This is a genomic window from Streptococcus mitis (assembly GCF_001281025.1).
GTDB lineage: Bacteria > Bacillota > Bacilli > Lactobacillales > Streptococcaceae > Streptococcus > Streptococcus mitis_AK.
In genome coordinates, this window is record NZ_CP012646.1 from 491,759 (window position 1) to 504,796 (window position 13,038).

Below are 13,038 nucleotides of genomic sequence, written 5' to 3' on the forward strand. Positions count from 1 at the left end.
AATTTTAATCATTGTTTATCTTTCAGCCTCGCTGTTCATCAGTTTTGTAATCTTTTCACTTTTACATATTGATTTTAAATGGTGGATAACTCTGGCTATAAGTGCAGGATTTATTTACACCTACTTAAAATTTAGTAAAAAATAAAAATTACCTGCACCTATCTTACTTTCGTCTCTTCACGGGAGGTATCTCTATGAAAAAAATCAGTCATCTTTGTATGCTCTTGCTTTTGCTGTGTACTACGTTTTTTGTCCTGAATGTAAATGTTACACGTGAAATAGTGCGGATTCAGGAGATGGGCAAGACAACTTATTCATTTGACTTGTACTTGAAAGATGTCACTAAACCGACAGAAACTATTCTCCAGTTTTTTGAAGAGGTTGCAAGTCAAGACAAGGTCTCTATTATCAAAGTAGATAATGGCGATGAGGTGGTCAAGGCTGGTGTTTTTGATAAGGAAACCTTCCCCTATCAGGAGTTCGGTCTGACTTCTCTTGATTTTTCAAAGAATGAGAAGGGGGTCTACAGCAACCAGGATCTTCCCAATAATCTAGGAACCATTCCCACCTTTTTAAAGGTGAAACTCATTCGACTCCAGACCTTCCAATCCTATATTGAGGATAAATCCCATACTGTAAATGGACGATACATGATTACCTCCAGCAAAGAGATAGATCGTGATACCATTCTACAAAAGTGGAGTGATTTTTTCCAGATAGATAAAACGATTTTATTAGAACCCACTTACCGAAGTCAGGTTGGAGTGCTAAATCAAGCTTTGTTACTATCTATCATTATCTTTATTTTGGCAATCTTGCTTGTGATTTTAATGACAGTTTATCAGCCGATGATGGAGATGAAACGAGTGGGGGTTCAAAAGTTACTTGGTTTTCAAAGCAGGGCGATTTTAGCTGGTTTTGTAAAGACTAATTTTTATCTTCTCTTGGGTGGAAGTCTTATCATTGACTTGGGACTATTTTTAGTGCTGGACTACAGACCAAAACTTCTGTTCCCAAGTTTACTCTTATCCCAATTTCTGCTTTTACAGTTGTATTTGTTCATCAGTTGGCTGACCTACCTGATGATTCAGAAAATGACAGTCAGTTCCATGTTGAAAGGTTTTTCATCTGTCAAACTTGGTCTTATCTTCAATTATGTGATGAAAATAGGGACAACTATTTTACTGACGGCCTTACTGATTGGGGTGGGCAGAAGTTTAGAACAAGAAAACAAAGAACTTGCTTATCAGCAACAGTGGGTAAGCCAAGGGAATTACTTGACCTTAGAAACCTTCCAACTCAATGATAACCTGTGGCAAGAAGAGCTAGCAGGGTCAGGGAAATCTACAGATTATTTCTACCAATTTTATCAAGATTTGTTAGCAAAAATACAAGTAAATTATGTGCGAAGTGCGAGTCTTCCTATCAAACCAGTCATCAAAGCAGAACAAGTGCAACAGTACCAACTGCCTGATAAGGTAGATGTTTACTATGCAAACCGTCAATTTTTAGACAGTCAGGGATTCAAGTTACCAGATACCGGCACTAAAAAAGTTATTTTGTTGCCAGCCAGTGACAAAGGACAAGAAGGCAAGAATCAGTTCTTGGGAAAATCCATCGCCTATCTTTCTCTGAGGTATGAAGATCAGCAAAAGCAAACAATAGAAGATATGGATGTAGAAATTGCCTACTATGAAGGAGATTGGTCTTTCTTCCCTTATAATAATGAGCGAAAGGAAAATCTCCACAATCCAATCATTAGTCTGGTAAATGATCAAGACATGATGTGGGAAGAAAAGACTCACTTGTCAACGACAGGTTTAAACAACCCGATGAAAATTGAAAATACAGAACAAAATCAAAAAGTGATTACAGAGTTAATCGATAACTTATCTGATGGTAGCTATTTAAAATTTTCATCGATTCAAGCAATTCAAGAGGAGATGGTCGATACCTATCGGGATTCTGTTCGTAATTTTAACGTTCTTTTTGCCTTATTTGCTCTTCTCAGTATGATTGTCTCCTACTTTTTACTCGTTACCACTTTCTTGTTGAAGCGCAGGGATATCATTACCAAGAAGTTTATGGGGTGGAAACTGGTCGATCGCTACCGAGCTCTCTTAGTTCTGCTCTTGCTGGGCTATAGTCTCCCCCTTCTAGTCTTGATTTTCTTTGCCCATGCGTTCTTGCCACTTCTGCTGTTTGCAGGCTTTACATGTCTGGATATACTATTTGTGCTAGTTTTGGCTTCTAGGATGGAGAAAAGAAGTCTAGTAGAGTTATTGAAAGGGGGCATCTTATGATTGAGTTGGAAAATATTACCAAAACCATTGGGGGAAAAGTGATTTTGGATAACTTGTCTCTCAGGATTGATCAGGGGGATTTGGTAGCCATTGTTGGTAAGAGTGGTAGTGGTAAGTCGACCTTGTTAAATTTATTAGGTTTGATAGATAGTGATTACAGTGGACGGTATGAGATTTTTGGTCAGACAAATCTAGCGGTCAATTCTGCCAAGTCGCAAATAATAATCCGTGAACACATCTCTTATCTATTTCAAAATTTTGCCCTGATTGATGATGAAACGGTCGAGTACAATCTCATGCTTGCGCTGAAATATGTGAAATTGTCCAAGAAAGACAAGCTCAAAAAGGTGGAAGAGATTTTAGATAGAGTAGGTTTGTCAGCTACTTTGCATCAAAAGGTCTCTGAGTTGTCTGGTGGCGAACAACAACGAATTGCAGTTGCTAGAGCCATCTTAAAACCCAGCCAGCTGATTTTAGCCGATGAACCAACAGGTTCTCTGGATCCTGAAAATAGAGATTTGGTCTTGAAGTTTCTCTTAGAGATGAATCGCGAGGGGAAAACAGTCATTATCGTGACCCACGATGCCTATGTAGCCCAACAATGCCATCGAATCATTGAATTGTAAAAAATACAGAAATCTTATCAAAAATCTTTAAATTTAAGGATACCTTTAAAATTTAATTTTAAAACACTCATTTATCAACATTTTTGATTGATAAAAATAGGAAATCGGTTGTTTTTGGGAGATTCCCTAAAATTACCTCCTAACCACACGTACTAAAAAGATACTTCCTATGGAAATCGTATGACTTTGAAGCTTCGAATAGTTCAGTTTTCATGATTTTTATGCTATTCTAGCTTTAAAATCCTTCAGAACGTAAAATTTTAAGCAGTCAAAGATTTAGAATATCCCTAAAACATTTATTTTATGGCAATTCTAAACGTAGAATTGCGTGGATATGTATGGATTTAATCTATTCGATAGTTAGGACAGCTCTATTCTGGGAAATCTGAGCGATCAATGGTTTAGAACAGCATTTCAACAATGGATTTTGTTGAAGGATTGATTATTTTATAAAAGAGGCTTGTAGATTATCAGCCTCTTTCTTGTCTTCTCTAACCAAGCATGTTATAATGAATACTGCTCAAGCGACCTTCAATCGTTAAAGCACACACGACCTTCAATCGTGAATAAACGAATAGATGGGAGACCTACCATGAGTGATAACTCTAAAACACGTGTTGTTGTGGGGATGAGTGGTGGTGTCGATTCGTCGGTGACGGCTCTTCTTCTCAAGGAGCAGGGCTACGATGTGATCGGTATCTTCATGAAGAACTGGGATGACACAGATGAAAACGGCGTTTGTACGGCGACCGAAGATTACAAGGATGTGGCTGCGGTGGCAGACCAGATTGGCATTCCTTACTACTCTGTCAACTTTGAAAAAGAGTATTGGGACCGCGTTTTTGAGTATTTTCTAGCGGAATACCGTGCAGGGCGCACGCCGAATCCAGATGTGATGTGCAACAAGGAAATCAAGTTCAAGGCCTTTTTGGACTATGCCATGACCTTGGGGGCAGACTATGTAGCGACTGGGCATTATGCCCGAGTGGCGCGTGATGAAGATGGTACTGTTCATATGCTTCGTGGCGTGGACAATGGCAAGGATCAGACCTATTTCCTCAGCCAACTTTCGCAAGAACAACTTCAAAAAACCATGTTCCCACTAGGACATTTGGAAAAGCCTGAAGTGCGAAAACTAGCAGAAGAAGCAGGCCTTGCGACTGCTAAGAAGAAAGACTCGACAGGGATTTGCTTTATCGGAGAAAAGAACTTTAAAAATTTCCTCAGCAACTACCTGCCAGCTCAGCCTGGTCGCATGATGACTGTGGATGGTCGCGATATGGGCGAGCATGCTGGGCTTATGTACTATACGATTGGTCAGCGTGGTGGACTTGGTATCGGTGGGCAACACGGTGGTGACAATGCCCCTTGGTTCGTTGTCGGAAAAGACCTAAGCAAGAATATCCTCTATGTCGGTCAAGGTTTCTACCATGACTCGCTCATGTCAACTAGCCTAGAAGCTAGTCAAGTTCACTTTACTCGTGAGATGCCAGAGGAATTTACGCTAGAATGCACAGCAAAATTCCGCTACCGTCAGCCTGATTCGAAGGTGACCATCCATGTCAAAGGAGATAAGGCAGAGGTCATCTTTGCAGAACCGCAACGCGCGATTACACCAGGACAGGCAGTTGTCTTTTACGAGGGCGAAGAGTGTCTAGGTGGCGGTTTGATTGACAATGCTTACCGCGATGGACAAGTTTGTCAGTACATTTAGATTGACAAATTTTCTCAATTTGCTACAATAATAAAAGCAATAGAAATGATGGTCAAAGCTCATGGATGTTGCAGGCTTTTTTGTCCTGCACTTCTTTGGAGTTTTGACTGTTTTTGTGTCGTTTAAGGGAAAGGATAAGAATGACTCAGCAAGACTTTCGGACAAAAGTAGGAAATACAATTTTTGGAGTTCGGGCGACAGCCTTGATTCTCCAAAATCGCAAGCTCCTAGTCACCAAAGACAAGGGAAAGTATTACACTATTGGCGGTGCGATTCAAGTCAATGAAAGCACGGAAGACGCGGTAGTCCGTGAAGTGAAGGAAGAACTGGGTGTCAAAGCTCAAGCTGGGCAACTAGCTTTTGTTGTTGAAAATCGTTTTGAACAAGACGGTGTTTCCTATCACAACATTGAGTTTCATTATCTGGTGGACTTGCTTGAAGATGCCCCATTGACCATGCAGGAAGATGAGAAAAGGCAGCCCTGTGAATGGATTGACATAGACCAGCTTAAGGGTATCAATCTAGTTCCAGCCTTTTTAAAAACAGCCCTGCCAGATTGGGACGGCCAACTAAGACACATCCATCTTGAGGAATAGGGGAGAAAATAATGGTTAAGCTTATTGCCCATGTACTTGTTCATAGTGGTGATGATTATTTACTCATTCAGCGTTCGGAAATTAAAAGAGGACAACCCAATGTTTATCCAACTTACTGGGATATTCCTGGTGGCGGGGTTGAAAAGGGTGAACTTCCGCGAGATGGAGCTCTTAGAGAATGTATTGAAGAAGCGGGAGTTAGGCTAGATAGCAGTTCGCTCAAACTTCTTCACGAAGATAGTCAACTGGATACCTCTAAGGATACAGTCTTTACTCGCTTAGTTTATAAAGCAGAGTGGGTTGGGGAGAAGCCGATTATCCGATTAGATCCTGAAGAGCATACGCACTTTAAGTGGGTTACTATGGCTCAAGCTCTAGAGGAGGAGAAGTTAGTTCCTTATTTACGAGAAATTTTTGAAAGGTTAAGAAATGACATATAATTTTACTGAAGAATACGATATTATTGTAATTGGTGCGGGACACGCTGGGGTCGAGGCTTCCTTGGCCGCTAGCCGTATGGGCTGTAAGGTCTTGCTTGCGACTATCAACATTGAAATGCTGGCTTTCATGCCTTGTAACCCCTCTATCGGTGGTTCTGCCAAGGGAATTGTTGTGCGTGAAGTTGATGCCCTCGGTGGCGAGATGGCCAAAACCATTGACAAGACTTACATCCAGATGAAGATGCTCAACACAGGGAAGGGGCCAGCTGTCCGTGCCCTTCGTGCGCAGGCTGACAAGGAACTTTACTCTAAGGAGATGCGCAAGACAGTTGAAAATCAAGACAATCTGACCCTTCGTCAGACCATGATTGATGAGATTTTGGTGGAAGACGGCAAAGTTGTCGGCGTTCGTACAGCGACCCATCAAGAGTATGCTGCTAAGGCTGTTATCGTGACGACAGGGACGGCCCTCCGTGGGGAAATCATCATCGGAGACCTTAAGTATTCATCAGGTCCTAACCACAGCTTGGCTTCTATTAACCTTGCTGATAATCTCAAGGAACTGGGCCTCGAAATCGGTCGTTTCAAGACGGGAACCCCTCCACGTGTCAAGGCTTCTTCTATCAATTATGACGTGACAGAGATTCAGCCAGGAGACGAAGCGCCAAATCACTTCTCTTATACTTCACGTGATGAGGATTATGTCAAGGATCAGGTGCCATGCTGGTTGACCTATACCAATGGTACCAGTCATGAGATTATCCAAAATAACCTCCACCGTGCGCCTATGTTTACAGGTGTGGTCAAGGGAGTGGGACCTCGTTACTGTCCGTCGATTGAAGACAAGATTGTGCGCTTTGCGGACAAGGAACGTCACCAACTCTTCCTTGAGCCAGAAGGGCGCAATACTGAGGAAGTCTATGTCCAAGGCCTCTCAACCAGTCTACCTGAGGATGTCCAGCGTGACTTGGTTCATTCTATTAAAGGTTTGGAAAATGCTGAAATGATGCGAACAGGTTATGCCATTGAGTATGATATGGTCTTGCCTCATCAGTTGCGTGCGACTTTGGAAACCAAGAAAATCTCAGGTCTTTTCACTGCTGGTCAGACAAATGGAACGTCAGGTTACGAAGAGGCAGCAGGCCAAGGGATTATCGCGGGTATCAATGCGGCTCTGAAAATCCAAGATAAGCCTGAGTTGATTTTGAAGCGTAGTGACGGTTATATCGGGGTGATGATTGACGATTTGGTGACCAAGGGAACGATTGAGCCTTATCGCCTTTTGACCAGTCGTGCTGAATACCGCCTCATTCTCCGCCATGACAATGCTGATATGCGTTTGACAGAGATGGGACGCGAGATTGGACTTGTGGACGATGAACGCTGGGCTCGCTTTGAAATCAAGAAAAATCAATTTGACAATGAGATGAAGCGCCTAGACAGCATCAAACTTAAGCCAGTCAAGGAAACCAATGCCAAGGTTGAGGAGATGGGCTTCAAGCCGTTGACAGATGCAGTGACAGCCAAGGAATTCCTTCGCCGTCCAGAAGTTTCTTATCAAGATGTGGTGGCCTTTATCGGGCCAGCTGTAGAGAACTTGGATGACAAGATTATCGAATTGATTGAAACAGAAATCAAGTACGAAGGCTATATTTCAAAAGCCATGGATCAGGTTGCCAAGATGAAGCGCATGGAAGAAAAACGCATTCCAGCTAATATCGACTGGGATGACATTGACTCTATCGCAACCGAAGCCCGCCAGAAGTTCAAACTCATCAATCCAGAAACCATCGGCCAAGCCAGCCGTATTTCGGGAGTAAACCCAGCAGATATTTCTATTTTGATGGTGTATCTTGAAGGTAAAAATCGTAGTATTTCTAAAAATCAAGAAAAGAAAGCATAGAGAAAAACAGCTCCGAAAAATCGGGGCTGTTTTATGATTTATTCTTCATCTGGTGTGAGGATCATAGGGATGATAATCGGTTCACGTTCTGTATTTTCATAGAGGAAGGGGCGAATAGCGTTGACAATGGCACCATTGACAGATTGCACGCTAGCATCCTTGTTTTTCAGTGCGATACGAATTGCATTGAAGAGGATGCGCTGGCTTTGGCGAATCAAGTCTCCAGACTCTCTCATATAGACAAAGCCTCGGCTGAGGATGTCTGGTCCAGACAGAATCATCTGTGATTTGAAGTCGACAGTTGCGACTGCCAGAACGACACCGTCTTCAGATAGATCACGACGATCTTTAAGAACAGCAGCACCGATTTCACCGATACGATTTCCATCGACATAGATATCTTGGGCGTTGAAATGACCTGCGATACGAGCTGAATCAGCAGTAAGGGCAAGCACATCACCATTGCTCATGATAAAGATATTGTCCTTCTCAACACCAGTATCCACTGCTAGTCCAGCGTGGACCTTTTGCATGCGGTATTCACCGTGGACAGGCATGAAGTATTTTGGCTTAATCAAGCGGAGCATGAGTTTTTGCTCTTGCTGGCCACCGTGTCCAGATGTATGGATATTGTTAACCTTACCGTGGATAACTTCGACACCAGCTTCAGAAATGATGTTAATCAGCTTGTTGACGCTAGTAGTGTTTCCAGGGATTGGACTTGAAGAGAAGATAACCGTATCGCCGGGTTGGAGTTGCACCTGACGGTGGGTTCCGTTGGCGATACGAGAGAGGGCAGCCATAGGCTCGCCCTGACTCCCTGTACAAAGGATGAGAACCTCGCCTGCAGGGTAGTCTTTTATTTCATTTGGCTCGATAAAGGTTCCCTTAGGAGCTTTGATGTAGCCAAGATCGATTCCGTTGACAATGGCCTTTTCCATAGAACGACCAAAGACCGCAATCTTACGTCCAGTCTTAACAGCAGCTTCTGTTGCTTGCTGGAGACGGAAGATATTTGAGGCAAAGGATGCAAAGATGATACGTCCTTCGATGCCTTGGATAATCTTCATGATGGACTGACCAACGACTTTTTCAGAGTTGGTAAAGGTTGGCACTTCTGCATTTGTCGAGTCAGACAGGAGACAGAGCACGCCTTCTTCACCAAGAGCCGCCATACGGTGCAAGTCAGCTGGTTCTCCAACTGGAGTAAAGTCGAACTTGAAGTCACCCGTACAAACGATTTTTCCTTGAGGTGTATGAATGACAATCCCCAAAGGCTCTGGAATAGAGTGAGTCGTTCTAAAGAAAGTTGCCTTGAGATTTTTAAAGGTCAACTCAGTATTGTGGTTGATTTCGTAAAGTTTGGCGTTGCGCAAGAGGCCGTGTTCTTCGAGTTTCCCACGGATCAAAGCCAAGGCAAGTGGTCCAGCATAGATAGGGACATTTGCTTGCTTGAGCAGGAAAGGAATTCCACCGATGTGGTCCTCGTGTCCGTGTGTAATCAGAACAGCCTTGACGCGGTCGATATTGTCCACGATGTAAGAGTAATCAGGAATGACGTAGTCGATACCCAGCAAGTCATCTTCTGGGAATTTAATCCCAGCATCGACGATAATAATCTCGTCTTGGTATTCAATTCCGTATGTGTTTTTCCCGATTTCTCCCAGACCACCGATGGCAAAAACGCCGACTTCTTCAGGTTTAAGAGTATAGGCCATATTAGAACTCCGTGATTTCGAAGGCGCCAGTTTCTTTTTCGTAATCTAGCAATTTGTCAGACAAGCGTTCGATATACTCGATGTTGTACTCTGGGCGATTTTCTTCGACAAGTTGGCGAGCAGCGATGCGACCCTCAAGTTCTGAGCTGGCATCGATGTCTAGGTAAAGTGCGCGTGTTGTTTCACGGCGTGGGCTACGTTCTTTTGTTTCTTGATAAAAAACTTTGTAAATCATATAGTTCCTTTCTATTTTACAGGTCAGCTTATTCCAAACTTTTAGCAGAGATTTGCTTGATTTCATTCCATTTTGTGTCTAGATTGACCTTGATTCGTTACAATTATTTCAATTATACCACAAAATGAAAAATTAGTAAAAGACGGAAACGAGAAAGTCACAGGACGATTTTTTTGGTAATCGTTTGCAAAAATAAAGAAAATATGTTATTTTGAAAATGGAAATGAGTTTTATTGTTTGTCATAATTCCATATAGATTTTAAGTCAAGGAGGTTGCCCCGTGTATAACTTATTTGCTTTTGCTATCGGAGCTCGTTTGGTAGCTTTTATTGTTTTTGTTGCTTGCGTTTATGCGGGGAATCTTCTATTTGCCAAACTGGAACGACGACAAACCAAGTTCTTGTGGAAGATTACCTTTGTGACTCTCTACTCGCTTTTTCTCCTCCTCGTAACTTATGTCGTTTGGTTTGTATTTTATTTTGGATTAAATGCTTAGATGCCCTGCTTATGCTGGGGCATTTTTGTTTGGGGGCAAAGAAAATTCCACCCCATCTATCAAGATGAGGTGGTCTTTGCATTTTTCTAAAATGACATGACAATGGAATTTTCAGAGCTTATTAGTTTTATATTAATGATTCTTCTGCTCAAAAATAGAGTTGAAGACTAAAAACAAAACAATACAAACAGATAAATCGATTGGTAAAGGGATAGTAGTAATGTTTAAATCATTGAGAATGCTGAGCAAACTATAAGAGATAAAGATAATAAAATTTATCCTTCTAAAAATGTGTTTTTTATCTAGCATGACTTACCAAACTTTTTACGAAGGTCTTTTCCAATGGTATAACCTGCCATAAATAAAGCGATACCAACACCTACACCAAAACCACCCTTTATTTCTTGCAATTCCTTATTAGAAATTTCACAATAGTTGTTCAAATCTTTCATCATATTAATCTCCTCCTAAAAAATAACCAGCTGCCAAACCAGAACCTATAAGTGCTGTTCCACCTGCAATAGCTTTCCAAGATACTGCCACTCCAAAGATAACCAAGGGAGCGAGACCGCCATCAATATCTGATAATTCATTTTCAGATAAGGATAAAAATTGATTGTCAAGAACGTCAAAATTTGTCATTGAACTTTCCTCCTTTTTTCTTGTTCACTTTTATATTCGGAAAAGAAAAGGAAAAGTGAGCATTTTTTTGAATTTTATTTGCGAATTATTTTTTAGCTAAGTATAGGCATTTTTGTTTGGGGATAAAGAAAATTCCCATGTGCCAGCTTTTGTAGTATAATAGTAAGCAGACAAAAAGATAGGAATGTGTTATGAAAGTATTAGCTTTTGATACGTCCAGCAAGGCTCTTTCTCTCGCTATTTTAGAGGATAAGCAGGTTCTTGCCGAGACGACGATTAATATTAAGAAAAATCACAGTATTACCCTCATGCCTGCCATCGATTTTTTGATGGCAAGTTTGGACTGGACGCCCAAGGATTTGGGCCGAATCGTGGTAGCGGAAGGGCCTGGTAGCTACACAGGCTTGCGAATTGCGGTAGCAACTGCCAAGACTTTAGCTCACACTCTGAACATCGAGTTGGTTGGTATGTCGAGTCTCTTAGCTCTGGTGCCATACCAGCAAGAAGGTTTGTTCGTTCCTTTGATGGATGCGCGTCGCAACAATGTTTATGCAGGATTTTATGAAAATGCCAAACCTGTCATGCCAGAAGCGCACCTGCCTTTTGAGCGAGTCATCGAACTAATCAAGGGTGCTAGTCAGGTAACCTTTGTCGGAGAAGTTGGCCCCTTTGTTGAGCAGATTCAAGAACATTTGCCAAGGACTGATTACAGAGAAACCTTGCCTAATGCAGCCAATCTTGCTCTTTTGGCATGGGACAAGGAAGCAGACTCCTTGCATGATTTTGTGCCGAATTACCTCAAACGAGTCGAGGCAGAGGAAAACTGGCTTAAGAACCACACTGAGTCTGGCGAGTCTTACATTAAACGCCTATGATAGAAATCAAACGAATCCAACAGCAGCCTGACTTGTCTCAAGCCATCTACGCTGTCATGGCAGCTGTTTACCCAGTCAGTCCTTGGACGCTGGAACAAATCCAAGCAGACCTGTCCCAAGACCAGACTTGGTATGCTCTGGCTTATGATGGGGCAGAAGTGATTGGTTTTCTAGCTGTACAGGAAAATATCTTTGAGGCAGAAGTCCTGCAAATTGCTGTTAAAGGAGCCTATCAGGGTCAGGGAATTGCCTCGGCCTTGTTTGCGACATTGCCGGCAGATAAGGAGATTTTCCTCGAAGTCAGAAAGTCAAATCAACGAGCGCAAGCATTTTACAAGAAAGAAAAGATGGCGGTCATCGCTGAGCGAAAGGCCTACTACCATGACCCAGTCGAGGACGCCATCATCATGAAGAGAGAAATAGATGAAGGATAGATATATTTTAGCATTTGAAACATCCTGTGATGAGACCAGTGTTGCCGTCTTGAAAAACGACGACGAGCTCTTGTCCAATGTCATTGCTAGTCAAATTGAGAGTCATAAACGTTTCGGGGGCGTAGTGCCAGAAGTAGCCAGTCGTCACCATGTCGAGATCATTACAGCCTGCATCGAGGAGGCGTTGGCAGAAGCAGGGATTACCGAAGACGATGTAACAGCTGTGGCGGTTACCTATGGACCTGGCTTGGTGGGAGCTTTACTAGTTGGTTTATCAGCTGCTAAGGCCTTTGCTTGGGCACATGGACTTCCGCTGATTCCCGTTAACCACATGGCTGGTCACCTTATGGCAGCTCAGAGCGTGGAGCCTTTGGAGTTTCCCTTGCTAGCCCTCTTGGTCAGCGGTGGGCACACAGAGTTGGTTTATGTTTCTGAGGCTGGTGACTACAAGATTGTTGGGGAAACGCGAGATGACGCGGTTGGTGAGGCCTATGACAAGGTCGGTCGCGTCATGGGCTTGACCTATCCAGCAGGTCGCGAGATTGATGAGTTAGCTCATCAGGGACAGGATATTTATGATTTTCCTCGTGCCATGATTAAGGAAGATAATCTGGAGTTTTCATTCTCTGGTTTGAAATCTGCCTTTATCAATCTTCATCACAATGCTGAGCAAAAGGGAGAAAGTCTGTCTACAGAGGATTTGTGTGCTTCCTTCCAAGCAGCTGTACTGGATATTCTTATGGCTAAAACCAAGAAGGCTTTGGAGAAATATCCTGTTAAGACCCTTGTCGTGGCAGGTGGTGTGGCAGCCAATAAAGGTCTCAGAGAACGCCTAGCAACTGAAATCACAGATGTCAAGGTTATCATCCCACCTCTGCGCCTCTGTGGAGACAATGCAGGTATGATTGCCTATGCCAGCGTCAGCGAGTGGAACAAAGAAAACTTTGCAAACTTGGGCCTAAATGCCAAACCAAGTCTCGCTTTTGATACCATAGAATAAGAAGTCAGCTTAAGGCTGGCTTTTTCACTTGCTAAGGTGTCAGAATATTTTGACAA

The 13,038-nt window shown here is 42.6% G+C and carries 14 protein-coding genes; 10 read left to right on the forward strand and 4 right to left on the reverse strand.

Annotation, left to right across the window (positions count from 1 at the left end):
- Nucleotides 1-194 precede the first annotated feature (194 nt).
- The 6 genes from RN80_RS02540 (at nt 195) to mnmG (ending at nt 7,582) form a co-directional block, all read left to right on the forward strand.
- On the forward strand, nt 195-2,303 hold the full coding sequence (locus RN80_RS02540) for an amino acid ABC transporter permease (protein ID WP_060627378.1): 2,109 nt from the start codon (nt 195-197) through the stop codon (nt 2,301-2,303).
- On the forward strand, nt 2,300-2,929 hold the full coding sequence (locus tag RN80_RS02545; RefSeq protein WP_060627379.1) for an ABC transporter ATP-binding protein: 630 nt from the start codon (nt 2,300-2,302) through the stop codon (nt 2,927-2,929). Before RN80_RS02540 ends, RN80_RS02545 begins: the two co-directional genes overlap by 4 nt.
- Nucleotides 2,930-3,521: 592 nt before the next feature.
- Entirely contained in the window at nt 3,522-4,643 is a 1,122-nt protein-coding gene (mnmA, locus tag RN80_RS02550; protein WP_060627380.1) for a tRNA 2-thiouridine(34) synthase MnmA, read from the forward strand.
- A 140-nt stretch (nt 4,644-4,783) separates the two neighbouring features.
- Nucleotides 4,784-5,239 carry an NUDIX hydrolase gene (locus RN80_RS02555; protein ID WP_060627381.1) on the forward strand — a complete coding sequence of 152 codons (456 nt, stop codon included), beginning with the start codon at nt 4,784-4,786 and terminating at the stop codon, nt 5,237-5,239.
- Between the two features lie 8 nt (nt 5,240-5,247).
- Complete coding sequence (locus RN80_RS02560) at nt 5,248-5,679, forward strand: NUDIX hydrolase (RefSeq protein WP_060627382.1); 432 nt, start codon at nt 5,248-5,250, stop codon at nt 5,677-5,679.
- Nucleotides 5,669-7,582 (forward strand): tRNA uridine-5-carboxymethylaminomethyl(34) synthesis enzyme MnmG, encoded by a 1,914-nt coding sequence (gene mnmG, locus RN80_RS02565; protein WP_060627383.1) that lies wholly within the window; start codon nt 5,669-5,671, stop codon nt 7,580-7,582. The genes RN80_RS02560 and mnmG overlap by 11 nt, the downstream gene beginning before the upstream one ends.
- A 38-nt stretch (nt 7,583-7,620) precedes the next feature.
- On the opposite strand, the gene rnjA is transcribed toward mnmG, so the two are convergent.
- On the reverse strand, nt 7,621-9,300 hold the full coding sequence (gene rnjA / locus RN80_RS02570) for a ribonuclease J1 (protein ID WP_000331983.1): 1,680 nt from the start codon (nt 9,298-9,300) through the stop codon (nt 7,621-7,623).
- 1 nt (nt 9,301) lies between these two features.
- Nucleotides 9,302-9,535, reverse strand: a complete 234-nt coding sequence (locus tag RN80_RS02575) for a DNA-dependent RNA polymerase subunit epsilon (protein WP_000639575.1) — start codon at nt 9,533-9,535, stop codon at nt 9,302-9,304.
- A gap of 280 nt (nt 9,536-9,815) precedes the next feature.
- Between RN80_RS02575 and RN80_RS02580 the strand changes: the two genes are divergently transcribed.
- Complete coding sequence (locus RN80_RS02580; RefSeq protein ID WP_000282478.1) at nt 9,816-10,031, forward strand: hypothetical protein; 216 nt, start codon at nt 9,816-9,818, stop codon at nt 10,029-10,031.
- Between the two features lie 302 nt (nt 10,032-10,333).
- On the opposite strand, the gene cibB is transcribed toward RN80_RS02580, so the two are convergent.
- Entirely contained in the window at nt 10,334-10,486 is a 153-nt protein-coding gene (cibB, locus tag RN80_RS02585) for a fratricide two-peptide bacteriocin subunit CibB (RefSeq protein ID WP_000974044.1), read from the reverse strand.
- Between the two features lies 1 nt (nt 10,487).
- The gene (gene cibA / locus RN80_RS02590) at nt 10,488-10,673 is read right to left on the reverse strand and encodes a fratricide two-peptide bacteriocin subunit CibA (protein WP_000180841.1); all 186 of its coding nucleotides are present in this window, start codon (nt 10,671-10,673) and stop codon (nt 10,488-10,490) included.
- Between the two features lie 191 nt (nt 10,674-10,864).
- Here cibA and tsaB point away from each other — a divergent pair, with 191 nt between their 5' ends.
- Genes tsaB through tsaD form a run of 3 tightly spaced genes read left to right on the forward strand, consistent with a single transcriptional unit; the run spans nt 10,865 to nt 12,982 of the window.
- On the forward strand, nt 10,865-11,548 hold the full coding sequence (tsaB, locus tag RN80_RS02595; protein ID WP_060627384.1) for a tRNA (adenosine(37)-N6)-threonylcarbamoyltransferase complex dimerization subunit type 1 TsaB: 684 nt from the start codon (nt 10,865-10,867) through the stop codon (nt 11,546-11,548).
- Nucleotides 11,545-11,982: a ribosomal protein S18-alanine N-acetyltransferase gene (rimI, locus tag RN80_RS02600; protein ID WP_060627385.1), complete on the forward strand. Its 438-nt coding sequence runs from the start codon at nt 11,545-11,547 to the stop codon at nt 11,980-11,982. The genes tsaB and rimI overlap by 4 nt, the downstream gene beginning before the upstream one ends.
- Complete coding sequence (gene tsaD, locus RN80_RS02605; protein ID WP_060627386.1) at nt 11,972-12,982, forward strand: tRNA (adenosine(37)-N6)-threonylcarbamoyltransferase complex transferase subunit TsaD; 1,011 nt, start codon at nt 11,972-11,974, stop codon at nt 12,980-12,982. The genes rimI and tsaD overlap by 11 nt, the downstream gene beginning before the upstream one ends.
- Nucleotides 12,983-13,038 lie beyond the last annotated feature (56 nt).

Coding starts and splice junctions, on each gene's coding strand:
- RN80_RS02540 (WP_060627378.1), top strand. CDS start 195: ATGAAAAAAATCAGTCATCTTTGTATGCTCTTGCTTTTGCTGTGTACT.
- RN80_RS02545 (WP_060627379.1), top strand. CDS start 2,300: ATGATTGAGTTGGAAAATATTACCAAAACCATTGGGGGAAAAGTGATT.
- mnmA (WP_060627380.1), top strand. CDS start 3,522: ATGAGTGATAACTCTAAAACACGTGTTGTTGTGGGGATGAGTGGTGGT.
- RN80_RS02555 (WP_060627381.1), top strand. CDS start 4,784: ATGACTCAGCAAGACTTTCGGACAAAAGTAGGAAATACAATTTTTGGA.
- mnmG (WP_060627383.1), top strand. CDS start 5,669: ATGACATATAATTTTACTGAAGAATACGATATTATTGTAATTGGTGCG.
- rnjA (WP_000331983.1), bottom strand. CDS start 9,300: ATGGCCTATACTCTTAAACCTGAAGAAGTCGGCGTTTTTGCCATCGGT.
- RN80_RS02575 (WP_000639575.1), bottom strand. CDS start 9,535: ATGATTTACAAAGTTTTTTATCAAGAAACAAAAGAACGTAGCCCACGC.
- cibB (WP_000974044.1), bottom strand. CDS start 10,486: ATGATGAAAGATTTGAACAACTATTGTGAAATTTCTAATAAGGAATTG.
- cibA (WP_000180841.1), bottom strand. CDS start 10,673: ATGACAAATTTTGACGTTCTTGACAATCAATTTTTATCCTTATCTGAA.
- tsaB (WP_060627384.1), top strand. CDS start 10,865: ATGAAAGTATTAGCTTTTGATACGTCCAGCAAGGCTCTTTCTCTCGCT.
- rimI (WP_060627385.1), top strand. CDS start 11,545: ATGATAGAAATCAAACGAATCCAACAGCAGCCTGACTTGTCTCAAGCC.
- tsaD (WP_060627386.1), top strand. CDS start 11,972: ATGAAGGATAGATATATTTTAGCATTTGAAACATCCTGTGATGAGACC.